We start from the raw sequence: 21,754 nt of genomic DNA on the forward strand, positions 1-21,754 counted from the left end.
TGAATGTGCATTATTGTCAAGTTCTCTCATATTTATCAGCCTTTCTTTCTATTTCGACTGATTTAATTATATCACAAATGAGATCATTTGTCTATTACATTCTAGAACATTTGTTCTGCTTGATCTGCAATCTATTTTTCCTTCAGGCTTATTCATTGTATGCAGGATTGATGATATAGCACGACTATAAAAATCAATATATGAGAAGTTTACAATACACAACACAGCTATGTGCAATAATCTGATATCTACATACCAACTATGGCACTATGCAAGAGATGGCAATTCATCTCACCACCTATAGAGGTGGGAGAATTCTTGCTGATTCTTGTTAAATATAAAATATCTATTTTTAATCAAACAGTGTTATCTTTGTGATTGGGAATGTCTGGTCCTCCAGCGGCGCATGCCAGATTCCGTACCAGATGTCCTCCAGATTGTCACCGTCCGCTGCCAGGAAGCCGTAGACCTCGCTGTCAAACTCCGGGATCGCCACCGGGCCGTATAGCAGTGTGCTGCCATATTCGTTGTAGATATCCGATGCCATCTGATTCAGACGGTCGTCCGTCAGATATGCATCCTTGAAGCTGCCGTTTTCTTTATTCTCTCTGAGGATCTTGCAGACTTTTTCCGGAAGCTCCGTCACATCTCCATAGGTGTTGGAGTAGAGGTACATCGGATTCTTTTCCTTCATATACGCCTTCGGTGCCACCACGCAGCCATCCGCGCTTCCGAGAACTTCCGTATACTCATCGCCCTGTGTCACGATGGGACCAGCCTCTTCCAGGGTGTAGGCTGCCACCGGCTCCATTGTCGCAGAATCATCGGAGCCATTTATGTCGAAAGCAATGTATCCGAAGGAACCGTGGAGGGAGATCCTGTCGATACTCACATAGTCGAGCTCCACTACCTGACCATAGGGCTGTTTTTTTGCGGTCTCGAGGTCCAAAATTGCGGCTTTTGTTCCTTCATCGGCGGAATTGTCAAGTTTACCGGCGAGAAAAATCGATGTCGGTCCGTCCGCACCGCCGATAATGCCTACTGATGTCACCACCTGAGTTTTATTTTTCTTCCATATATAAAATGCCATCGCGGTAGCTCCTGAGAGAATCAGGATGCCTGCTGCCGCCAAAATTTTCTTTTTATTATTCATTGTTTCCCCACCTTTTATTTTACTCGTCGTGTTATCGGGCAGAACCGCTTGTTCCCCAGCTGATTATATGGTTTATATTACCATATACTTTTTACTCCCATATATAAATTCCCTTAACATTTCCTGTCTATTTTCTTCCCGTCTTACAACAGCCTTTTAACATGGTCACACTTCACTACATGTTCTTGCACTTCATGTACATCCAGTATATACTTGAACCGAAAATTATAGCTGTGGGAAAGACATAACGCATAATGCTCACAGCAGATCACCAAATCACAAATGGGAAAGGGTTCTGTATTATGAACAACAAGGGATTGATCAAAGAAATTTTTGTCATGACCCTGGCTGACGCAATCACAGCCATAGCGGTTTTCTTTTTTCTGGTACCAAGCCACACATCGATCAGCAGTATTTCCGGTCTCGGAATTATTCTGACCCACTTTATCCCGCTTCCGCTTTCTGTGATCACGATGGCGCTCAACATCCTCCTGCTGATCATCGGATTTATTTTCTGCGGTAAGGAGTTCGGCGCAAAAACTGTATACACGAGTGTCATGTTGCCGGTCTTCTTAGGTATTTTCGAGAAAATCTTCCCGGATTTTACGTCCCTCACCGGAAGTCAGGAGCTGGATGCGGTCTGCTATGTGCTGGTAGTCAGCATCGGTCTCGCGATGCTCTTTAACATGAATGCATCATCCGGTGGACTGGACATCGTTGCAAAGATCATGAACAAGTACCTGCATGTGGATCTCGGAAAGGCAATGTCTCTCTCCGGCATGTGCGTGGCGCTTTCTTCCGCGTTCGTTTATGACAAGAAGACCGTCGTGCTCAGTGTGCTCGGTACATATGTGAACGGAATCGTCCTCGATTACTTTATTTTTGACCAGAATGTCAAGAGACGTGTCTGCATTATCACGAAGAAAGAGGAAGAACTCCGCGAGTTCATTATTAACAATCTGCACAGCGGCGCAACGATCTATGAAGCGATCGGTGCGTATAATTTTGAGAAACACAATGAGATCATTACGATCGTGGACAAGCGTGAGTATCAGGCACTCATGAACTATATCAGTTCCAGTGATCCGGGGGCATTTATCACGGTGTATAAAGTTTCGGATATCCGGTACCGGCCGAAGAAGATCAGTGCGTGATAGAATCAGCACTCTTTTTGGCCTTGGACACTTCTATCGTCTTTTTGAATCAATTTGATTTTGAATAATCGTCTGCATAGACAAAACCACCTCACAGATTCATTTCTGTTGGTGGTTTTGTTATGTAAACTTATTTGTAACTGTTCAGTAGGTCTGCGCACTTGCTGCGCTGACCGTAAGAAAACATAGGCTGGAAGGCAAAAATCCCATCAGCGAAGCTGATCTGGAATGGATTTTTGCACGTAACTATGAAGGTACTGAATAGTTACACTTATTTTATTTTTCTTCCGTAATTTCATTGTTATATGAATTTGCTGTTGTGGGCTGTCATGGTTTTGATAAACGCAAGCACTCCAAATATTATTTAAGAATTAAGACCCTGCTTGTCTTCAGCTTCTTCTTTATTTGCTTCTTTCTGCACCTGTTCCAGCTTCTTCCGCTTTCCTTCTTCCCGCAGCGCTTTAAAGAAATCCTTCAGCATCTGCGAGCATTCATCTCCCAGCAGCCCCACTTCTGTCTCCACCTGGTGGTTGAATCCGTCCTCGTGGAGCATGTCGAGCACGGATCCGGCACAACCGGCTTTTGGGTTCATGCAGCCGATCACCACCTTCGGAATTCTCGCCTGAACGATGGCTCCGGCACACATCGGACATGGCTCCAAGGTCACGTACATCGTACAGTCCTCTAGTCTCCAATCGCCGAGAATGCGGCAGGCCTTCCGCATCGCGATGATCTCCGCGTGGGCCAGTACGTTTTTATCTACCGTCCGGCGGTTATATCCTCTCGCGATGATCCTTCCGTCATAGACGATCACGCAGCCGATGGGCACTTCCTTAAGCGCAGCCGCCTTTTTCGCCTGACGGATCGCTTCTTTCATATAGTGTTCTTCTATCGTCATCTTTCTCATACGTTTCTCCAAATTCATTTCAAATACTCCTGCCTCTTATTTTACCGTATTTTTGAGTTCTGGCAAGAGAAAATCACCCGATGTCCGGTCTTCCTCCCTTTTTCATGTGCAGAATGTCTAATAAATATCAATCTCGATTACAGCTTCTGTTTGATTCGTCAACAAACATACAACTTTGTCCAGAAAATGACAAAAGTTGTTGAAAATCACATTTCCAGTATGTTAATCTTGTATCACAAGATACGAGAAAAGCACTCATGAATCATCAATTTTTAACAAAGGAGAGGTAGTATGAAGAAAAAATTATTAGCACTCGGTCTCGCCGTTATGACGGTGGCTATGTCACTCGTGGGATGTTCGGAAAAGGCGGTTACATGGACGGTCACATGTCCCTGGGCTCCTTCCGGAGTCGCTGCTATGGTAAGCCAGAAGGCAGCAAGTCTTTCAAATACTTATTCTGATAAGATCATTCTCGTCGCTGACGCAGTAAAGGGTGACGCGGCAACGGTAAATAGCTGGGTTGCTGAAACGAAAGCAAACGATCCGGAACTCGTTTTCGCAGGTGAGGGACTTTTCTCCATCACCTCCATTCTTGATCCGGCAAAGATGCAGTTCACTTACGATGATTTCGAGTTTGTTGAAAACCTGTATTCTTCCGTTTTCGTTATGTCTGCTGATTCCAAGCTCAATATCAAGAATATTGATGATTTGAAGACATACATGGAGACAGGAAATCAGATCTCCATCGCCGCAAACGGCGCAACCGGTTCTGAAGCATTCCTCGCAGCCGCATTATTCGGCTCAATGGGATACGGTGACCAGATCAAGATCGTTGCCTATAGCTCTGCTGCTGAGGCTGCACAGGCAGTTGCAAAGGGCGAGACAAACTTCGCAGTCTCCCACCAGTCCCAGATCCTTGAAACCTATCAGCAGGGCGGCGTTACCATCGTGTGCGCGTTCGACGGTGAAGACATTGCCGATGGTCCGTTCGCAGGAGTTGAGGGTGTTGGCAAATACGGTTATCCATACTTCAGAAACCGCTGCCTGATCCTCGCGAGAAAAGGTACTGACGCGAAGAAAGTTGCCGAGTTAAAAGAACTCTATGACAAGATTCTCGCAGATAAGAGCGTTACCGAGTGGCTTTCCGACACGATGCTTCTTGAAGTTGATACGATGACAAATGATCAGGTTCTTGAACATATCCAGAATGTACAGGATATCGTAAATGAGTACAAAGACCTGGTTGTCCAGTAAGTAACTTTTCAAAACCGGGATGCTGCAAAAGCGGCATCCCGCTTTTATTCTATGATGCCGGATATCCTGCGGCACGTTCCGCGGAAAGGAGAAAATCTTATGTTTAACGAGAAAAAATTAGATGAGCTCGCAACACGCATGAAGGAAAAAGAGATTTCGATCCCAACCGACCTCGCCGGATCCATCCTGTTCTTTCTCCTGGGCGCTGTCCTGTTTTTCATGCTGCCATCTCAGGTGCCGATTTCCGAAAATGATGTCATAAACGGGCGCGTCTTCCCAAAGCTTCTTTTTTCACTCATGATGATCTGCAGTGCAGTCCTCATCATCCAGAATATCATTAAAATTTCAAAAAAACAGCCGGTCCAGGTCAGCACCTTTAATCTTCTGACTGAGGTGAAGGCACTCATGATCCTGACGATCCTTTTTATCACTTATTTCATCTGCCGGATCACGGATCTGTTTGTTCTGGGAGCAATTTTCTGCTCCATTGCGTTCCTTGTCTATTTCCGCTGCAAAAAACGGTCCTACTATGCGATCACCATCGGAATGGCCGTGCTCATCTGGGCGGCATTCCGTTTCGGTCTGAACGTAAAATTTTAGAAAGGAGGAACAGAATATGCTCCAATATATCATCCCTGCTATGAAAATGCTGTTTACCGTTGAGAATTTCATCTGGATCAATCTGGGTGTCTTCATCGGTTCCGTCTTCGCGGCGATTCCCGGTCTGACCGTTATTCTCTGCATCATCCTGTTCCTGCCGTTTACCTACAAGATGACGGCGATCCCCGGCATGATGTTTCTTCTTGGAATCTACTGTGCCGGCGGATACGGCGGCAGTGTATCTGCAATTCTGATCAATACACCGGGTACTCCCCACGCGGCGACCACCATGCTGGATGGTCATCCCATGTCAGAAAAAGGCCGTACCAAGGCAGCGTTGAAGATTGCCCTTTACGCGTCCACCTTCGGCGGGATCTTCTCCGCACTGACTCTTTTATTTCTGGCTCCCCAGGTTGCAAAGGTCGCAGCAAACATCGGAACTGCCGAGTACTTCCTTGTCTGTGTCTTTGGGCTCACGATCATCGCCGGAATCTCCGGTAAAAGCATGATCAAAGGGATCATCTCAGCCTGCCTGGGCTTATTTATCTCCTGCATCGGCGCTGACCCGCAGACAAGCTATGACCGGTTTACCTTCGGAATTTCCAGACTTTATCTCGGACTTGATCTGGCGATCTGCCTCATCGGTCTCTTTGCCCTGATCGAGATCCTGAAAAAGGCAGAGTTAAAACCGGACCGTCTGAAGCTTGACACCTCAAAGATCATGGATGACGGAAAGATCACAAAGGACGAGTACAAGCGCATGGCCCGCCCGGCGCTGCTCTCTTCCATCATCGGTGTCATCATCGGAATCATTCCGGGTACCGGCGCTTCCATGGCATCCTGGTTCAGCTATGATGTAGCGAAAAATATGTCCAGACATAAAGAAGAATTCGGTCACGGCTCTGTTGAGGGAATCGCAGCGGCAGAAAGCGCCAACAACGCGGTTACCGGCGCTACACTAATCCCGCTTCTTACACTCGGTATCCCGGGCGACGGCTGTGTCGCGATCATGCTTTCCGCGCTTATGATCAATGGACTGAATCCTGGTTTGAGCCTGTTCACGACCCAGGGCGATATCATGTACGCCATCATGCTCGGACTGCTCTTCGTCAACCTGTTCATGCTTTTACAGGGCAAATATCTGACAAAGCTTTTTGCCAAAGTCGTATCGATCCCGCAGGAGATCCTGACTCCGATCATCGTGATCTTCTGCTTTGCAGGCGCTTACTCTGTCAATAAATCTTACTTTGACGTTGCCGTTACCCTGACGTTCGCAGTCATCGCGTGGCTTCTCTATAAGCTCGATTTTCCGACTGTTCCGATCCTGCTCGGTCTTGTTCTCGGAAACATGACAGAAACAAACTTCCGCCGGGCACTCCTGATCTCAGAAGGAAATCCTTCCATTTTTGTCAGCAGTCCATACTGCATCGCATTTATCATCCTGATCATCGGCGCTGTAGCAATGATCATCCGAAGCAAATTACGGGACCGGAACGTTCAGAAAGGGGCTTAACCATGAGAGAAAACATCATCTTCTATTTTACTGACCAGCAGAGGGCAGATACCTGCGGCTGTTTTGGACAGCCGTTAGATATCACTCCGAATCTCGACACACTGGCTGCGGGCGGTGTAAAATTCGACAACGCCTTTTCCCCGCAGCCGGTATGCGGTCCCTGCCGGGCATTATTCCAGACCGGAAAGTATCCGACAGAAACAGGCTGTTTCCGCAACAATATCATGCTTCCGAAGAACGTAAAAACTCTCGCGAATTATATCGAGGAAGCCGGTTACGAGACAGCTTACATCGGAAAATGGCATCTCGCAAGCGACGGTGAGCTTGAAAAACCGCCGACCATCGATCACACGATCACCGCTGTGCCGAAGGAACTCCGCGGCGGATATACCGGATTCTGGCGGGCGGCCGATGTGCTGGAATTCACCTCCCACGGATATGATGGATATGTGTTTGATGAGAACAATAACCAGATCGATTTTAAGGGCTATCGTCCAGACTGCATCACAGATCTGGCTCTTCAGTTCTTTGATCAGTATGACCGGAAAAAACCATTTTTCATGACGGTTTCCCAGATTGAACCGCATCATCAGAACGACCACAATCATTACGAAGGACCTGCCGGTTCCAAAGAAAAATATAAGGATTTCGTTCTTCCGGGCGATCTCGCCGCTTTAAAAGGAAATGCTGCCGAAGAATATCCTGATTACCTCGGTCAATGCGCAAGTCTTGATGAAAATCTCGGGAGACTTGTAAATCGCCTGAAAGAAGAGGGACTTTACGATAATACAGTGATCATCTTTGCCTCCGATCATGGTTCCCACTTTAAGACCAGAAACACCGATGAGCATTTAAACGGCTATGACGATTATAAGCGGAGCTGTCACGATGCCGCCACCCATGTCCCACTCGTGATCGCCGGCGGTGCGTTCAAAGGCGGAAAAGAAATCACGGAACTCGTCAGCACGGAAAGTCTTCCAAAAACGATCTTAGCCATCGCCGGGGTCGATGTCGGCGATGCCATGATCGGTGAGAATCTTCTTGACGTAGTTCAGGGAAAGACCGATAATAGAGCTAACGAAGTTTATTCACAGATCTCCGAAAGCCGTGTCGGCCGTTCGATTCGCACCGAGGACTACATGTACGCGGTATATGCGCCGGGAAAGAACGGCGGGGAATACGCGTCCGCAGACCTCTACGCAGACGATTTTCTCTACGATCTGAAAAAGGATCCATATGAACTTACAAATCTGATCCATGACCATGCTTATGACTCTGTTCGTCTGAAAATGAGAGAGAAGCTGCTCGCATGGATCGAAAAAGCGGAGCATACGCGGCCAGTAATCGTTGATCAGGCGTAATGCCGCAAAACAACTGGGATGTATCATCCGGCAGGACATGCTGTCAGTGTGTTTTGCCGGATTTTTGTCAGGGGGGACTCCATATGCTTGATTCTGGTATACAGCCAGGCCGGAAAAAGGCCGATAAAATTTACAACTGGCTTCGGGCTTACATCGATGAAAATAAATTTTCTTCCAACCAGAGGCTTCCATCTGAAAATGAACTCTGCCGCAGACTGGATGTAAGCCGCGAAACAGTACGTGCCGCCATGGCACGGCTCGTCGAGGAAAATCTCGTTACCCGTGTCAAGGGAAGTGGAACCTACATCAATAAAGATGCCGCCGTTTCCGGACCCGCCAGAAGTTTAAACGCTGAATATAAGATCGGACTGATCCTTCAAGGGCAGGACTCTCACGCAAATTCCCGCCTGATCGATGGGATCCGTGATGTGATGTCTGACACAGACGTAGATCTTCAGATCTTTTTTACAGACAATAAATTTTCCAACGAGAGAAACTGTCTCGATGTGGTAGCACATCAGGGATTCGACGGGTTTATTGTGGACGGGGTAAAGGCAAGTCTCTTAAATCCCAATCTTGACTGCTATCGGAACATCTTTGCGAAAAAGATCCCGGTCATCTTTTACAACAACTACTATAAAGAATTAAATTATCCCCGCGTGATTAACAATGACTACAAATGCGCCAGAGAATTGATCGGTCTTTTAACCAGAGCGGGGCACAAAAAAATTGCCGGGATCTTCGTCTACGACAATTATCAGAGCATTGAAAAGTTCCGTGGTTATGTAGGCTCTCTCCGCAGCGCAGGACTGAAATTCGAGGATGATTACATCAAATGGTGTATTTCCAACGAAGCCCATGCCGATGGATTCTACAAGGAAATCGGCAAGTTCTTAAAGGGACTTCCGAAGTGTACCGCCATTGTCTGCTGCAACTACATGATCCTGCAGTCTGTCCTGCATTTTCTTCAGGAAAACGGTAAATCCGTCCCAAACGATTATTCTCTGGTCTGCTTTGACTATTCCGGTCAAGACTGGGAACGCAGTGGAATTACCTGTTCCATTCATCCGGGTTATGATATGGGAATTCAGGTTGGCAAACGCCTGCTAAAGATGATTCAGAATCATGAATACTGCGGAAACGGATACTCATATCTCATGGATCTGCGGATCTATGAGGGACGTTCCATCCGGAAATTATGACATAATGAGCCCAAAAGGAAAATGTTTTTGAGGAGAGCAAAACCATGAAACACCTGACCATCATGCTGAAACCGGCATCTTCACTCTGCAATCTACGCTGTAAATACTGTTTTTATGCGGATATTACGAGTCTCAGAGAGGTTTCCTCTTTCGGAGTCATGAAAGAGTCCGCAATGACCGCTGTCATGGATCATATATTTATAGATCTTGATGATGGGGACTATCTAACACTGTCATTTCAGGGCGGTGAACCGATGCTTGCGGGACTTCCTTTTTACCGGAATCTGGTACAGTATATTGCGGGAAAAAAACGAAATATCCATATAAACTATACCCTTCAGACCAACGGAATTCTTCTGGATGATGACTGGTGCAAGTTTCTTGCCAAATACGGGTTTCTCATCGGAATCTCCCTGGATATTCTCCCGGAAAGCCACGACGCGGTCCGGGTCGACACAGCCGGACAGGGAACGTACGAACAGGTTCTTCGTTCCATCTCCCTGTTGAAGAAATATCACATCGAGCATAACGTGCTCTGCACCTTGACGCGGCAGACAGCAAGACATCCCGCGAAGGTCTGGGCACAAATCAAAAAGCTGGATCTGTCTTATATCCAGTTTACCCCCTGCCTTGGAGATCTCAATTCTCCCGGCTCTTCCGCATATGCCCTGACCCCGGAACGCTTTTTTCACTTTTATTCTGATCTTTTTGATCTCTGGTACCGGGATTTCGCCACGGGAAATTACCGGAGCATCAAGCTATTTGACGATCTTCTTCAGTTGCTTGCAAAGGGGCTCGTGACTTCCTGCGGAATCAGCGGGTACTGCCAGCCCCAGATCGTCGTGGAAGCGGACGGAAGCGCTTATCCCTGCGATTTCTACTGTCTCGACCAGTTCCGGCTCGGCAGCCTGGTTTCTGACTCTCTGCGGACGATCTATGAAAAGTCCGCAGTGTCTCCATGTAAGGTCAGAGATCTGCTTCCGGAATTATGTTCCGCCTGTCAGTATCGAAAATTTTGTGGCGGCGGATGTAAACGCATGCAGCGGGAAACTGCATGTATGCCTGGTGATACATTCTGTGGTTATCAGGCGTTCCTGGACCACGCGCTCCGCCCGCTCATGCAGATTGCTGCCGGAATACCCGGCTAAAAGGAAGGATTATGGAAAATAGAAAGAAAATTCTTATGAAGCTTTTCGTCTCGACCCTGTATCTCAGCGCTTTTACGTTCGGCGGGGGATATGTGATCGTGACCTTGATGAAGAAAAAATTTGTAGATGAATACCACTGGATCGAGGAGAACGAGATGCTGGACCTTGTTGCGATCGCGCAGTCAGCTCCGGGGCCAATCGCCGTCAATGGGGCGATCGTGGTCGGTTATAAACTGGCCGGGATGACCGGCGTGGTCACAGCGATCATCGGCACGATCATCCCTCCGTTCCTCGTTATCTCCCTGATCTCGGTCTGCTACAACGCGTTCCGTGACAACTTTATCGTCAGCCAGATGCTTTCCGGCATGCAGGCCGGTGTCGGGGCTGTGATCGCCTCTGTGACATATGAGATGGGGGCGGGAATTGTCCACGGGAAGAATGCCGTCTCCATGTGCATCATGGCTGCCGCTTTTCTTGCTTCCTGCGTTTTTCATGTCAACGTCGTCTTCGTTGTCATCGCCTGCGGGCTGATCGGCGCGCTGCGGACACTTGCGGCGGAAAGGAGAGCACAAAAATGATCTATCTACAGCTTTTCTTGAGTTTTCTGCAGATCGGCATGTTCAGCTTCGGCGGCGGGTATGCGGCAATGCCGCTGATCCAGGGACAGGTCGTGACTGCCCATCACTGGCTTTCGATGGAGGAATTCACGGATCTGATCACGATCTCCCAGATGACACCGGGACCCATCGCCATCAATTCCGCAACCTTTGTCGGAACAAAGATTGCGGGAACCGGGGGCGCCCTCGCGGCCACCTTCGGATGCATCCTGCCGTCCTGCATCATCGTGACCTGTATCGCCAGACTATACTTAAAATACAGAAATCTGGCACTCTTACAGGGGATCTTAAACTCCCTGCGTCCCGCGGTCGTCGCTTTGATCGCCTCTGCCGGGATCTCGATCCTCATCACCGCGTTCTGGGGCAGTCAGGCAGCGGTCGCCCTCGCGAACACAAACTGGCTTCTTGTTGTGATCTTCGCTGTCTGCGTTGTCCTGCTTCAGAAGTTTAAAATGAACCCGATCTGGGTGATGGTGCTGGCCGGAGTCATAAAGACCGTCGTTTCCCTGATCGTCAACGTATTCTAAGGTCCGTATACCAGTACCCAAACCGTCCGTCTCCCACGGGCTGGCGTCTGGAGAGGACGAAATTCGGGAAGCCGAACATCGTTGCCATATATTTTTCACTGCTGTAATAGTGGCCCGGAACCCCTAAGAGGTATCGGGCTTTCTTTTTGTTTCCGCCGAGTTTTACGAGGATCAGGTAGCGGAAATTGTAGTAACCGTGGAGAAGAAAGCTGTTGTTTCCGTGGATCCAGCACTCCCGCGGAAGTTTTCCGATGTCCTGGGGGCGGATCGTTAAGATATCGCATCCGTCCTCATACTCGAATGGCTGGATCTTCGGGTATGATTTTTTTAGTTCTTCCCAGAGTTTTTCCGGATCCGCTGCCAGATCCTCTGTCTCCTGTAAATAGCGCAGGACTTCCGGATTTTCGAGTTCCGGGGAGACCATGGGGGCTGGGGCGGCATTTGTCCGCGCTGTCTGGCTGTTTTGCGGCCGGGAGGGACATGGTGCAGCCGATGCAGGGGCAGTTATCTGAGTTTGAGTCTCCGCTGATGAAGCAGACTTGGACATTACCGGCTGCCCACCCACAGGATTTTGCGTTGCATTCTTCATCGACCGCATCGGATCCTGACGCGATTCTTCTGGTTGTTCTGTTATTTCTGCCCGATCTGTCTTTTCCTCTGCCTGGTCGATCTCTTCGGTTTCCTCCGACAGGTATACCATCCCATGCTCTTCACTATTCTCTTCCTGCTTCGGCTTCTCATCCTTTTCTGCATCATCCTGCACCGTTGTCTCACCCTGTGCCGATGAAGCTTCTTCCGTCTCCTGCGCTTCATCCCGCAGCTCCGCCGCATGCGCAGTCTTTTCCTCCTGTTCCCGGCGTTCCTCCTCTTTGGCGATCTCGGCCTCGATCTCTTTTACTACTTTTGAGACTGCCTGCGGTGTCATCTCTTTTTCTGCTTCCGGCAACATCTCCGCAGTAAATTTCGGCACAGAAAGAACTGGATTCTCCCCGGTATTTCCCTCTTCTGCTGCCAGCGCGTCCTCCCAGATCGTCTTGTAGCACCGCCAGGAATTTTTCACGTCATGGACCGAGAGTCCGAAATATGTATCAAGACCTGTTCCTGTTCCTTCCACGTTCTTCGTGTCCACATTCGCACGGAATTCCCCGTTTCCGCCCCGCACGAACACATTCCCTAGAAATGTCTCGCGACCGCCTGTCCCCAAAAGGTACACTCCGATGGCGTTTCCGCCCATATAGATCCGCTTCACGTTCACATTGATCCTGCACTGCCCGTTCCGCGCCTCCAGCTTCGCGAATCCCACATTTTTTCCTTTTTGTTTTCCTTCGTACTCGTAAATATAAGAAATCAGTCTGCGATAATCTGCCATAATCAAAAACACTCCTTCTGCACTTATGTATATGCGGAAGGAGTATTCTTCATGATCATTCTATGAAATTTAGTATTTGATATTTTTTATTACTTACGGATCGCGCCGGACTTCACAGCCGCCTCAGCCACACGCTTTGCGACATGCTCCGCAACGCCTTCTTCGAGGGCACCTGGGATAATGTACTCTGCGGAGAGTTTATCCGGTGTTACGAGTTCTGCGATGGCCTGGGCTGCAGCTACTTTCATATCATAGTTGATGTCTCTTGCGCCGCAGTCTAACGCGCCGCGGAAGATTCCCGGGAACGCGAGGACGTTGTTGATCTGGTTTGGAAAATCGGAGCGGCCGGTTCCCATAACCTTTACACCTGCTGCCATCGCCTCATCGTACATGATCTCCGGGTTCGGGTTTGCCATTGCGAATACGATCGGATCCTTCGCCATTGTTTTGATCATTTCCGGTTTCAGTGCGCCTGCTACGGACACACCGATAAATACGTCCGCACCGACGAGGGCATCAGCCAGTGTTCCGCGCTTATCCTCAAGGTTTGTGATATCGCAGAGCATCTTCTTGTGATCTTTAATGCCGACTCCGCGGTCTTTGTAGAGGATTCCGTTCTCATCACATGCGATGATGTTCTTTACGCCTGTCGCAAGCAACATCTTGATGATCGCGGTTCCGGCAGATCCCGGTCCGTTTAATACGACATGGATCTCATCGATCTTCTTTCCGACAACTTTTAATGCATTTAAGAGGGCTGCCGTAACGACAACAGCGGTACCGTGCTGGTCATCGTGGAATACCGGGATATCGAGCTCTTTCTCCAGGCGCGCCTCTACCTCGAAGCACTTCGGGGAAGCAATGTCTTCCAGGTTGATTCCGCCGAAGCACGGAGCGATGTATTTTACTGCTTTGATGATCTCTTCTGTGTCTGTGGTGTCAAGGCAGATCGGGAACGCGTCAACGCCGCCGAACTCTTTAAAGAGGACTGCCTTTCCCTCCATAACCGGCATAGCAGCTTCCGGTCCGATGTTTCCGAGGCCTAAAACTGCGGTTCCGTCGGAGACAACCGCTACCAGATTGCCCTTTGCGGTGTATTTGTAAACGTCTTTCTTATTATCATGGATCTTTCTGCACGGCTCCGCAACGCCTGGTGTATAGGCTGTGCTTAAGTCATCTCTCGTCTTTACCGGAACCTTGCTGACAACTTCGATCTTTCCATGATGTTCCTCATGGAGCTTTAACGCTGCTTCATTGAAATTCATTGCGCTTCCTCCTGCGAATTCGTTTTCGTTGCTGAACTGTCTTCCCGTTTCATATCCAGAATGGCTTACATTTTGCCATTTCTGACAGCCATATTCTTTCATGCTATTTCAATGCATCTTTTCCTAACAGTTCTTTATCTGCTTAATTTCGAGTTTACCACAATCACTTTAAAAAGGAAACTGCTTTTTACTGTGTTTTCCCACTCGCTCTTTCTTGGCAGAGATGCTGTATTACCACACCGCCACCGCACCGTCCGCCCGCGGCTCCGTCGCCCCACAGAGCACGCCGTTCTCATCCCGCCAGATGATCTGTCCACGGCCAAAGGTCAGGGAACTCTCCAGAACTTCCATCTCATGTCCGCGGCGCTTCAGTTCTTCCACGATCTCCGCCGGGAATGTTTTCTCCACCTGGATCTTCTTTCCGCCGACCCACTGCCATCTGGGCACATCTAAAGTCTCTTGCGGATTCATCATGAAATCCAGCGTGTTCATGATTACCTGCACATGTCCCTGGGGCTGCATGAAACCACCCATGACGCCGAACGGCCCCACAGCTTTTCCATCCTTCATCAGAAATCCCGGAATGATCGTGTGAAGGGACTTCTTTCCCGGTCCCAGGCGGTTTTCCATGTCCGCGTCCAGAGTAAAATTTGCCCCGCGGTTCTGCAGCGCGATTCCTGTCCCCGGGATCACGATGCCGGAGCCAAATCCCATATAGTTGCTCTGGATGTAGGAGACCATGTTTCCTTCCCCATCCGCCGTGCAGAGATAGATCGTTCCGCCGCGGAACGGATCGCCTGGCTCCGGATCTTGCGCCATTTCCCCGATCAGGGATCTCCGCTCTGCCGCGTATTCATCCGACAGAAGCGTCTCCACCGGCGCGCGCATATACTCCGGATCCGCCACATACCGGTTGCCGTCCGCGAATGCCAGCTTCATCGCCTCCAGCTGCTTGTGCACCGTGTCCACACAGCTTCGGTCCGTGAAGGAATATCCCTTCAGGATATTTAACGCCATCAGCGCGATGATTCCGTCCCCGTTCGGCGGGATCTCGCAGATATCATATCCCCGGTAATTGACATGGATCGGCTTTACCCACTCACACCAGTAGTTCTCCAAGTCCGATTTTCGGAGATAACCGCCGGTCTTTCTCGAATATGCGTCGATCTGATCCCCAAGTTCTCCCTGATAGAACGCCTTTGCGTGAGTTTTCGCGATCTTTTCTAACGTCTTCGCATGAGCTTCCGATTTCCAAATCTCTCCCGGCTGTGGGGCATGTCCGTCCCAGGCGAACGTGTCGAACCAGGGCTTAAAGCACTCGTCCTTGAGTGTCCCGGAAAATTCCTTGTATGCATTGTTCCAAAGCTTTGAGATCACCGGACTCACCGGATATCCCTCTCTCGCGTATGTAACTGCCGGCTCCATCACCTTCTCAAGCGTCAGTCTTCCAAACTTTTCCGAGAGCTCTGCCCAGGCCGAAGGAGCACCTGGGACCATCACCGGAATCCAGCCACGCTTCGGCATCGCGGTGTATCCCTGCTTTTTTACCTTCTCTGCCGTGATCGCCATGGGCGCTCTTCCACTGGCATTGAGGCCGTGAAGCTCCCCTTTCGTCCAGACCAGGGCAAAGGCATCGCTTCCGATCCCGTTGGAGGTCGGCTCCAGCACGGTCATACAGGCCGCTGTGGCGATCGCCGCGTCAATGGCATTTCCTCCCTGTTTTATGATATCAAGCCCCGCTTGTGCCGCCAGCGGCTGGCTCGTGCAGACCATACCTTTTCGTCCGTAGATCACACTTCTTCGCGATGGATAATCGTTTTTCAGCGTGTCAAATTTCAGCATAGTTTTCTCCTCCAGGTCTATTATTTTCTGCAAACAGGTCATCGCCTGTTCCAACTGCGTGGATTATAGATCTATATGTCGAAATCGTACCACTTTAACGTATTAAATGTCAATCTGTAAAAAGATAATGTGCCCCAACATATTTTCATGTCACAGGCAGACTTTTCACGATCTTCTGCTTTGTCTCGTCATACAAAAACGGTGCAGGAACTTTTTCCCGCACCGCAGCTTCTACTCTAATATAAAATTTTCCACCAGCTTCTTCGTAAATTCCGCCTTCGGATGCCCGATCACATCCTCCGTCCGTCCAGTCTCCACGAATTTTCCTTCTTCCATGACCGCGATCTCATCGCAGAACCAACGGACCACATCGAGATCGTGGGAGATAAACAGGTAGCTGAGACCCAGTTTTTCCTGAAGTTCTTTTAGGAGTGTCATGACCTGTGCCTGTACGGAGACGTCGAGCATACTCGTTGGCTCGTCTAAGATCAGGATCTTTGGATCCAAAGAGAGCGCCCTGGCGATCATGATGCGCTGTGCCTCGCCTCCGCTGATCTGGTGCGGATAGCGGTCCAGAAGTTCTTCCCCGAGATCCACCAGATCCAACAACTCTTTCACGTGAATTTTTCTCCCGGCTTTGTCATACATCTTATGGATGAGCATCGGTTCTTCCAAACTGTAACCGATCTTTTTTGCCGGATCTAAGGATGTTTCCGGGTGTTGGAAGATGATCTGGATCGTTCCGTCGATCTCGATAGTGCCGGAATCCGGCTTGATCAGGGAGAGCAGCATGTTGGCGATCGTGGACTTTCCACAGCCGGAATTCCCGACAATTCCGAATGTCTCCCCGTTGCAAATCGTAAAGGACACATCTTTTACCGCATCCACACGGGTCTTCCTGATGATTCCGCCCGTAAATGTCTTGCAGATATGGCTGACCTTAAGCATACAGGACACACCTCACTTTCCGTCCATCCGGAAGCTCCGCCTCCGGGACCGGCCCGTTTTTGCAGGCGTCCGCCGCATACGGACATCGCGGATAAAAACTGCAGCCGGAGTTTCCTTCGTTCTTTCTCACCGCGCGCCCGATGGGGTTCATTCCTTTCGCCGGAAGCGACGCGACCAGTCCTTTCGTGTACGGGTGAGCCGGATGTTCCAGGATCGTCCTCGTGTCCCCGACCTCCATGATACTTCCTTTATAGAGCACCATCAGCCGGTCGCAGAGCACGCCCGCCAGGGCGATATCGTGGGTGATCACGATCATTCCTTCGGTGTCCGTCTCGGAGATCTCCTTCAGTACCTGGTAGACCTGCCGCCTTAAGATGGCGTCCAGACCTTTTGTCGGCTCATCGGCGATGGCCCACTTCGGCCGGTTCATGAGTCCCATGGCGGAAATCACACGCTGGTTCATGCCGCCGCTGAGCTGAAAGGAGTAGGCGCGGCTGATCCGGTCCGGGTCAGCGAATCCAAACCGGCGCAGGAACTCATCCCGCCGGGAATTTGCGAGTTCTTTATCCTTGTTTCCATGGACAGTCATGCACTCCGTGAGCTGTTTTCCGATTCTCCGGATCGGGTTTAACGACTCCGTGGGATTCTGTGGGATCAGGGCGATCTCTTTTCCGCGGATCTCCTGCATCTCCTTTTCCGGCAGCCGGTACAGATCCATGCCCTTATACATGCAGGTTCCTTCCACCTTCGCCTGACCAGAGAGAAGTCCTAAAATGGACATGCCGAGAAGTGATTTTCCGCTGCCGCTCTCCCCGATGAGTCCGGTGACACTGCCCGCCGGGAAGTACGCGTTGACGCCCTCCATGGCATGTACCGTCTCGCCGCCGTCCTGGAAGGAGACGGAGAGGTTCCGGATCTCAATGTCGCTTTTTTCTCCTGTTTTTTTTCTATCTTCCATTTAATCTTCCCCATTCTCTGTGCTCTGTATCTGCTATCAGCCCCTGTACTTTGCACGCTCACGCTGCTCATAAATTTTCGTGATCCGAGCTTCCTTCAACAACGTTAAGCGTTAAATTTCTCAGGCGGGCTTACAGCGGATCATTTCCCTGGCACTACATGTTCTTCATGACATCTTTCCTCACATCCAGCCGGTCACGCAGCTCATCCACGAGAAGGTTGATGCTCAGGGAAAGCAGCAGAATACAGAGTCCCGGTGCGACGACGAGCAGCGGTTCCTGGCGGAAATACTGCCTCGCGTCGTTGATCATAACGCCCCAGTCCGGTGTCGGCGGCTGGAGTCCCAGACCCAGATAACTCATGGATGCCACGGAGATCACGTTTCCGGCAATTCTTGTGGCAAAGAGCACGCATAAGGTTCCAAGGATATTGGGCGAAATGTGGAGAAACAGGATCCTGAGATCACTGGCTCCGATGGTCTTAAGTCCCTTGATAAAGCTCTCCTGCTTTAATTTCATGACCTCGCCACGGGCGATCCTGGAAAAACCTACCCAGGAGTTGATCACGATGGCGATCAGCATGCTCTTTACGCCCTGTCCCAGGAGACCTGCCACGGCGATCATAAGCGTCAGGCCCGGAAGTCCCTGGAAGATGCTGGAGATCGTCGTGATGACTCCGTCAATCCAGCCACCGAAATATCCCGCGAAGAGTCCAAGAGCAAAGCCGAGCAGCATGGAGAGCACCGTCGCAGCCAGTGCGAGAAGAATGGACTGTCTTCCGCCGTAGAGAACACGGCTCAGGGTGTCCCTGCCGATATTATCGGTTCCTAAAAGGTGCGCAGCCGACGGTTTCTGAAGCGCCTCTGACAGGTTCGATACCAACGGATCATAAGGCGCGAGAACCGGTGCCAGGACGCTGGTGAGAAGAATGATAAATAAGAGCACAAGACCGGTCTTCGCCTTCACGGTCAGACGGGGTTCTTTTAATTTTCTCATGATTCCACCGCCTCTCCCGCACGGATCTTTGGATCCAGCGCGATGTAGATCAGATCGATCAGGATATTTGTCAGCACATAGATGCATCCGGAGAACAGAACGTAGGCCTGGACCACATAGTAGTCTTTCGACTGCACGCCTGCGATAGCGTAGCTTCCGATTCCGGGGATCGCGAAGATCGTCTCCACGATGGACGCGCCGCCGATAATGCCCGCCATATGGTTTCCCAGGTAGGTGATGATCGGGATCAGGGCGTTTCCGAAGGCGTGGCGGATCACCGCGCGGCGGCGGCTCATGCCTTTCGCGTCAGCCACGGTCATATACTGGCGTCCGATCTCATCAAGGATCGCGCTCCGTGTCAGTTTCGCGCAGACTCCGATACTCGGGAGTGCCAGCGTGATTGCCGGGAGAATAAATCCGGAGCCGTCAGAGATTCCGCTGCTGGGCAGGATCTTCCACTGTTCGGCAAAGATGAAGATCAGGACGATGGCGATCCAGAATCCGGGGACGGACAGGGCCACTGTGGAAAATGTCCCCAGAACATGGTCCAGCAGCCGGTCTTTTTTCACCGCCATCAGGACACCAGATCCCACGCCGAAGACGATCGTTAAGATTATGCTGAAACCAGCCAGCTTTAACGAGATCGGGATCCGCTTCGCGAGCTGGTCCATGACACTTTTATTCGTGAAAAATGAGCGGCCCAGGTCGCCGTGCGCCAGACCGTCGACCCAGTTGAAATACTGGACTACCGCCGGCTGGTCCAGGCCCATTTTTGCCGCCATGGCATCATACTCCGCCTGCGTGTAGGATTCATTTCCATTTGGATTCAGCACCTGGTCTACCGGATCCCCCGGCGACATGATCCCAAGCGCAAAGGCAATGATACTGATTCCGATGAGTACCGGCAAGAGCATCAGCATTTTTTTCAGAATGTACTTTAAAAGTGCCATATGTGTTCCTTTCAAAAACAGCAGAACTGCCTTTTTCAGACAGTCCTGCCAAATTCATGTCTTATCTGCCTGACCGGCGGATATCTGACCCGCCGGATCGCTCTCAGATATTATTTTACCCAGGAAATTGTCGGAAGGCCGACACCGAAGGTCTTTCCTGCGTAGTGTGTGATCGCTTTGTTATGGATGTTAACGTTGATCTGGTAGCAGATCGGAACGCATGCACTGTCATCAAAGAGTTCCTGCTGGATCTCATCGTAGATCTTACTGCGCTCTTCCACGTCAGCGATCGTCGGAGCTTTTGCAACGAGCTCATCGATCGTCTCATTATAATAGTTGTAATTGAATGTCTTGTTGCTGTTTCCTTCGCTTGCGAAGTACTGCTTAAATGTGGAAGTCGGATCTGCATTGTTGATTCCAAATACGGTGAGTGTCATATCGTAGCTGCCCTCCTGCTGTCTCTCTTTGTAGAGGGAGGAATCTACGATCTCGATATTAATGTTCACGCCGAGTTCTGCGTAAACCTGCTTTAAATACTCTGCAACCGCCTTGCAGTTGTAGTCAGATGCAGTGCTGGAACGGATGATCATGGTCATGTCCACAGTTTTGTCGCCGAGAACCTCTTTTGCGAGGGCCTTTGCCTGTTCCATGTCGTAAGCTCCCTGAATATCCAGATGGAATGTAGACTGGGTGCTCAAGAAAGAGTATGCCGGCTGTAAAAGTCCGCCATAGATCACGCTGCAGATGCTGTCGCGGTCTGTTGCGAGGTTGAAAGCCTCTCTCATGCGCTTGTCCGCAAGGTACTCATTTTTATCGTTGAACATGATATACTCGGTCATATGGCTCGGAGTGCTGTCCATCTCGAAGCTGGAGTCTGTGTCGCAGAGGTTCTTCGCAGCGTCCATGGTGATCGCGCCGTTGTCCGCAAGTCCCATAACTTCACCGGATTTTAATGCAGATACACGTGTCTCTGCATCCGGGATGCAGCGGATCTTGAAGGTCTTTACCTTGCCGTTCTCGCCGTAGTAATTGTCGTTTCTCTCAAGTGTCACATACTCGGACTCTACATGGTCAACGATCTTGTATGGGCCTGTACCGATCGCGTAGTCGGAGATCACGCCTGTCTCCTCGTCGAAGCAGTTCGGGCTGTACATCGGGCTGCCATAGTCGGAAAGGACATACTCAAGCGTTGTGATCGGCTGTGTGAAGGTGAATTTTACGGTGAAATCATCGACTTTTTCCATCTTATCGAGGTTCGGGAGAGATTTCTCGATACTGAGTGTCGTATATGTGGAGGTGATTCCATGACCCCAGCGCTCGATGTTCTTTAAGCATACGTCAGCATCAAACTGGACACCGTCTGTAAAATACGCGTCATCCCGCAGGTTGAATGTCCACTCGGTACAGCCATCGTTGTGTTCCCAGGATTTTGCGAGCCACGGATCGATCACGCCGCCGTTGTTTGCCGTGAGCGCTTCCCATACATAAGCGCCTTCCCAACAGTAGTAAGCGTCTCCGCTTCCCTGTACAGCGTCACGCGGAGTCGCAATAACGACCTCATCTGTCTCGTTTTTCTCTGTGTCTTCCGCTGCCTCGGCTGCTGTTGTTTCCTCCGCTGCACTTGTCGCTGCCGCTGCAATTGTCTCTGTCTTTTCTGTCTCTGCCGCACTGTTGTTCGCGCTATTTCCGCATCCTGAGATTACGGATGCCGCCATTGCTGCCGCTAAGAGCAGACTTGCATGTTTCTTCTTCATGTTCTCCTCCAGGTTGTGTAAATATTGAATTGTTTTGCCTCCCGGCCTATCCTTATCTGTAACGGACCCGGTAATTGTACAGGGCTGATGGATAGCTGTATTTTATTTATAACTTCGGAGTTGGTATGGAGATGTTCCATCTGAGAATTTTTCAAATACCGAAATGCTTATGCATCAGAAAAAGATGTCCGCTGGAATCAGCCGACATATAAACGGTACGATCAATGCCTCGTGACCT

At 50.0% G+C, this 21,754-nt stretch carries 19 protein-coding genes; 9 read left to right on the forward strand and 10 right to left on the reverse strand.

What is annotated here, in order from left to right; translation table 11 throughout:
• Nucleotides 1-352 precede the first annotated feature (352 nt).
• Nucleotides 353-1,153, reverse strand: coding sequence for a hypothetical protein (locus tag DW826_RS10875; protein WP_117552723.1), 801 nt, complete (start codon nucleotides 1,151-1,153; stop codon nucleotides 353-355).
• 302 nt (nucleotides 1,154-1,455) lie between these two features.
• Here DW826_RS10875 and DW826_RS10880 point away from each other — a divergent pair, with 302 nt between their 5' ends.
• Nucleotides 1,456-2,307, forward strand: a complete 852-nt coding sequence (locus tag DW826_RS10880) for a YitT family protein (RefSeq protein WP_015554023.1) — start codon at nucleotides 1,456-1,458, stop codon at nucleotides 2,305-2,307.
• 364 nt (nucleotides 2,308-2,671) lie between these two features.
• Here the strand turns inward: DW826_RS10880 and tadA are convergent, their stop codons facing one another.
• Entirely contained in the window at nucleotides 2,672-3,205 is a 534-nt protein-coding gene (gene tadA, locus DW826_RS10885; protein ID WP_242994090.1) for a tRNA adenosine(34) deaminase TadA, read from the reverse strand.
• A 300-nt stretch (nucleotides 3,206-3,505) separates the two neighbouring features.
• On the opposite strand from tadA, the gene DW826_RS10890 reads away from it, so the two are divergent.
• From DW826_RS10890 to DW826_RS10925, 8 genes are all read left to right on the forward strand, one after another.
• Nucleotides 3,506-4,468 (forward strand): hypothetical protein, encoded by a 963-nt coding sequence (locus DW826_RS10890; RefSeq protein WP_117470006.1) that lies wholly within the window; start codon nucleotides 3,506-3,508, stop codon nucleotides 4,466-4,468.
• 99 nt (nucleotides 4,469-4,567) lie between these two features.
• Entirely contained in the window at nucleotides 4,568-5,068 is a 501-nt protein-coding gene (locus DW826_RS10895; RefSeq protein ID WP_117504793.1) for a tripartite tricarboxylate transporter TctB family protein, read from the forward strand.
• 16 nt (nucleotides 5,069-5,084) lie between these two features.
• Nucleotides 5,085-6,581, forward strand: a complete 1,497-nt coding sequence (locus DW826_RS10900) for a tripartite tricarboxylate transporter permease (RefSeq protein WP_021903975.1) — start codon at nucleotides 5,085-5,087, stop codon at nucleotides 6,579-6,581.
• A 2-nt stretch (nucleotides 6,582-6,583) separates the two neighbouring features.
• Nucleotides 6,584-7,942, forward strand: a complete 1,359-nt coding sequence (locus DW826_RS10905; RefSeq protein ID WP_117470004.1) for a sulfatase-like hydrolase/transferase — start codon at nucleotides 6,584-6,586, stop codon at nucleotides 7,940-7,942.
• 83 nt (nucleotides 7,943-8,025) lie between these two features.
• Nucleotides 8,026-9,144: a GntR family transcriptional regulator gene (locus DW826_RS10910; RefSeq protein ID WP_021903973.1), complete on the forward strand. Its 1,119-nt coding sequence runs from the start codon at nucleotides 8,026-8,028 to the stop codon at nucleotides 9,142-9,144.
• A 44-nt stretch (nucleotides 9,145-9,188) separates the two neighbouring features.
• A complete protein-coding gene (locus tag DW826_RS10915; RefSeq protein WP_117483934.1) occupies nucleotides 9,189-10,292 on the forward strand; it encodes a radical SAM protein in 1,104 nt (367 codons plus the stop codon).
• 11 nt (nucleotides 10,293-10,303) lie between these two features.
• On the forward strand, nucleotides 10,304-10,870 hold the full coding sequence (locus DW826_RS10920; protein ID WP_117483933.1) for a chromate transporter: 567 nt from the start codon (nucleotides 10,304-10,306) through the stop codon (nucleotides 10,868-10,870).
• Nucleotides 10,867-11,436 carry a chromate transporter gene (locus DW826_RS10925; protein ID WP_117470001.1) on the forward strand — a complete coding sequence of 190 codons (570 nt, stop codon included), beginning with the start codon at nucleotides 10,867-10,869 and terminating at the stop codon, nucleotides 11,434-11,436. The genes DW826_RS10920 and DW826_RS10925 overlap by 4 nt, the downstream gene beginning before the upstream one ends.
• Here DW826_RS10925 and DW826_RS10930 read toward each other — a convergent pair.
• From DW826_RS10930 to DW826_RS10965, 8 genes are all read right to left on the reverse strand, one after another.
• Nucleotides 11,423-12,805: a DUF6128 domain-containing protein gene (locus tag DW826_RS10930; RefSeq protein WP_117504800.1), complete on the reverse strand. Its 1,383-nt coding sequence runs from the start codon at nucleotides 12,803-12,805 to the stop codon at nucleotides 11,423-11,425. The two genes, DW826_RS10925 and DW826_RS10930, sit on opposite strands and share 14 nt — an antisense overlap.
• Before the next feature lie 89 nt (nucleotides 12,806-12,894).
• Nucleotides 12,895-14,070, reverse strand: coding sequence for a malic enzyme-like NAD(P)-binding protein (locus DW826_RS10935; protein WP_117470029.1), 1,176 nt, complete (start codon nucleotides 14,068-14,070; stop codon nucleotides 12,895-12,897).
• A 231-nt stretch (nucleotides 14,071-14,301) separates the two neighbouring features.
• On the reverse strand, nucleotides 14,302-15,912 hold the full coding sequence (locus DW826_RS10940) for a gamma-glutamyltransferase family protein (RefSeq protein ID WP_117552725.1): 1,611 nt from the start codon (nucleotides 15,910-15,912) through the stop codon (nucleotides 14,302-14,304).
• A 231-nt stretch (nucleotides 15,913-16,143) separates the two neighbouring features.
• Nucleotides 16,144-16,860, reverse strand: a complete 717-nt coding sequence (locus DW826_RS10945) for an ATP-binding cassette domain-containing protein (protein ID WP_117552726.1) — start codon at nucleotides 16,858-16,860, stop codon at nucleotides 16,144-16,146.
• Entirely contained in the window at nucleotides 16,853-17,818 is a 966-nt protein-coding gene (locus DW826_RS10950) for an ABC transporter ATP-binding protein (protein ID WP_117552727.1), read from the reverse strand. The genes DW826_RS10945 and DW826_RS10950 overlap by 8 nt, the downstream gene beginning before the upstream one ends.
• Nucleotides 17,819-17,972: 154 nt before the next feature.
• Complete coding sequence (locus DW826_RS10955) at nucleotides 17,973-18,812, reverse strand: ABC transporter permease (RefSeq protein ID WP_117552728.1); 840 nt, start codon at nucleotides 18,810-18,812, stop codon at nucleotides 17,973-17,975.
• The gene (locus DW826_RS10960; protein WP_117552729.1) at nucleotides 18,809-19,762 is read right to left on the reverse strand and encodes an ABC transporter permease; all 954 of its coding nucleotides are present in this window, start codon (nucleotides 19,760-19,762) and stop codon (nucleotides 18,809-18,811) included. The genes DW826_RS10955 and DW826_RS10960 overlap by 4 nt, the downstream gene beginning before the upstream one ends.
• A 110-nt stretch (nucleotides 19,763-19,872) precedes the next feature.
• The gene (locus tag DW826_RS10965; RefSeq protein ID WP_117552730.1) at nucleotides 19,873-21,516 is read right to left on the reverse strand and encodes an ABC transporter substrate-binding protein; all 1,644 of its coding nucleotides are present in this window, start codon (nucleotides 21,514-21,516) and stop codon (nucleotides 19,873-19,875) included.
• Nucleotides 21,517-21,754: the final 238 nt, after the last annotated feature.

The sequence above is a fragment of the Clostridium sp. AM34-11AC genome (assembly GCF_003435375.1).
GTDB lineage: Bacteria > Bacillota > Clostridia > Lachnospirales > Lachnospiraceae > Pilosibacter > Pilosibacter fragilis.

Excerpts from the sequence above, each read along its gene's own strand:
- tadA (WP_242994090.1), bottom strand. The coding sequence starts at position 3,205 with ATGACGATAGAAGAACACTATATGAAAGAAGCGATCCGTCAGGCGAAA.
- DW826_RS10895 (WP_117504793.1), top strand. The coding sequence starts at position 4,568 with ATGTTTAACGAGAAAAAATTAGATGAGCTCGCAACACGCATGAAGGAA.
- DW826_RS10875 (WP_117552723.1), bottom strand. The coding sequence starts at position 1,153 with ATGAATAATAAAAAGAAAATTTTGGCGGCAGCAGGCATCCTGATTCTC.
- DW826_RS10920 (WP_117483933.1), top strand. The coding sequence starts at position 10,304 with ATGGAAAATAGAAAGAAAATTCTTATGAAGCTTTTCGTCTCGACCCTG.
- DW826_RS10930 (WP_117504800.1), bottom strand. The coding sequence starts at position 12,805 with ATGGCAGATTATCGCAGACTGATTTCTTATATTTACGAGTACGAAGGA.
- DW826_RS10900 (WP_021903975.1), top strand. The coding sequence starts at position 5,085 with ATGCTCCAATATATCATCCCTGCTATGAAAATGCTGTTTACCGTTGAG.
- DW826_RS10880 (WP_015554023.1), top strand. The coding sequence starts at position 1,456 with ATGAACAACAAGGGATTGATCAAAGAAATTTTTGTCATGACCCTGGCT.
- DW826_RS10960 (WP_117552729.1), bottom strand. The coding sequence starts at position 19,762 with ATGGCACTTTTAAAGTACATTCTGAAAAAAATGCTGATGCTCTTGCCG.
- DW826_RS10955 (WP_117552728.1), bottom strand. The coding sequence starts at position 18,812 with ATGAGAAAATTAAAAGAACCCCGTCTGACCGTGAAGGCGAAGACCGGT.
- DW826_RS10935 (WP_117470029.1), bottom strand. The coding sequence starts at position 14,070 with ATGAATTTCAATGAAGCAGCGTTAAAGCTCCATGAGGAACATCATGGA.
- DW826_RS10915 (WP_117483934.1), top strand. The coding sequence starts at position 9,189 with ATGAAACACCTGACCATCATGCTGAAACCGGCATCTTCACTCTGCAAT.
- DW826_RS10910 (WP_021903973.1), top strand. The coding sequence starts at position 8,026 with ATGCTTGATTCTGGTATACAGCCAGGCCGGAAAAAGGCCGATAAAATT.
- DW826_RS10905 (WP_117470004.1), top strand. The coding sequence starts at position 6,584 with ATGAGAGAAAACATCATCTTCTATTTTACTGACCAGCAGAGGGCAGAT.
- DW826_RS10890 (WP_117470006.1), top strand. The coding sequence starts at position 3,506 with ATGAAGAAAAAATTATTAGCACTCGGTCTCGCCGTTATGACGGTGGCT.
- DW826_RS10940 (WP_117552725.1), bottom strand. The coding sequence starts at position 15,912 with ATGCTGAAATTTGACACGCTGAAAAACGATTATCCATCGCGAAGAAGT.
- DW826_RS10965 (WP_117552730.1), bottom strand. The coding sequence starts at position 21,516 with ATGAAGAAGAAACATGCAAGTCTGCTCTTAGCGGCAGCAATGGCGGCA.
- DW826_RS10945 (WP_117552726.1), bottom strand. The coding sequence starts at position 16,860 with ATGCTTAAGGTCAGCCATATCTGCAAGACATTTACGGGCGGAATCATC.
- DW826_RS10925 (WP_117470001.1), top strand. The coding sequence starts at position 10,867 with ATGATCTATCTACAGCTTTTCTTGAGTTTTCTGCAGATCGGCATGTTC.
- DW826_RS10950 (WP_117552727.1), bottom strand. The coding sequence starts at position 17,818 with ATGGAAGATAGAAAAAAAACAGGAGAAAAAAGCGACATTGAGATCCGG.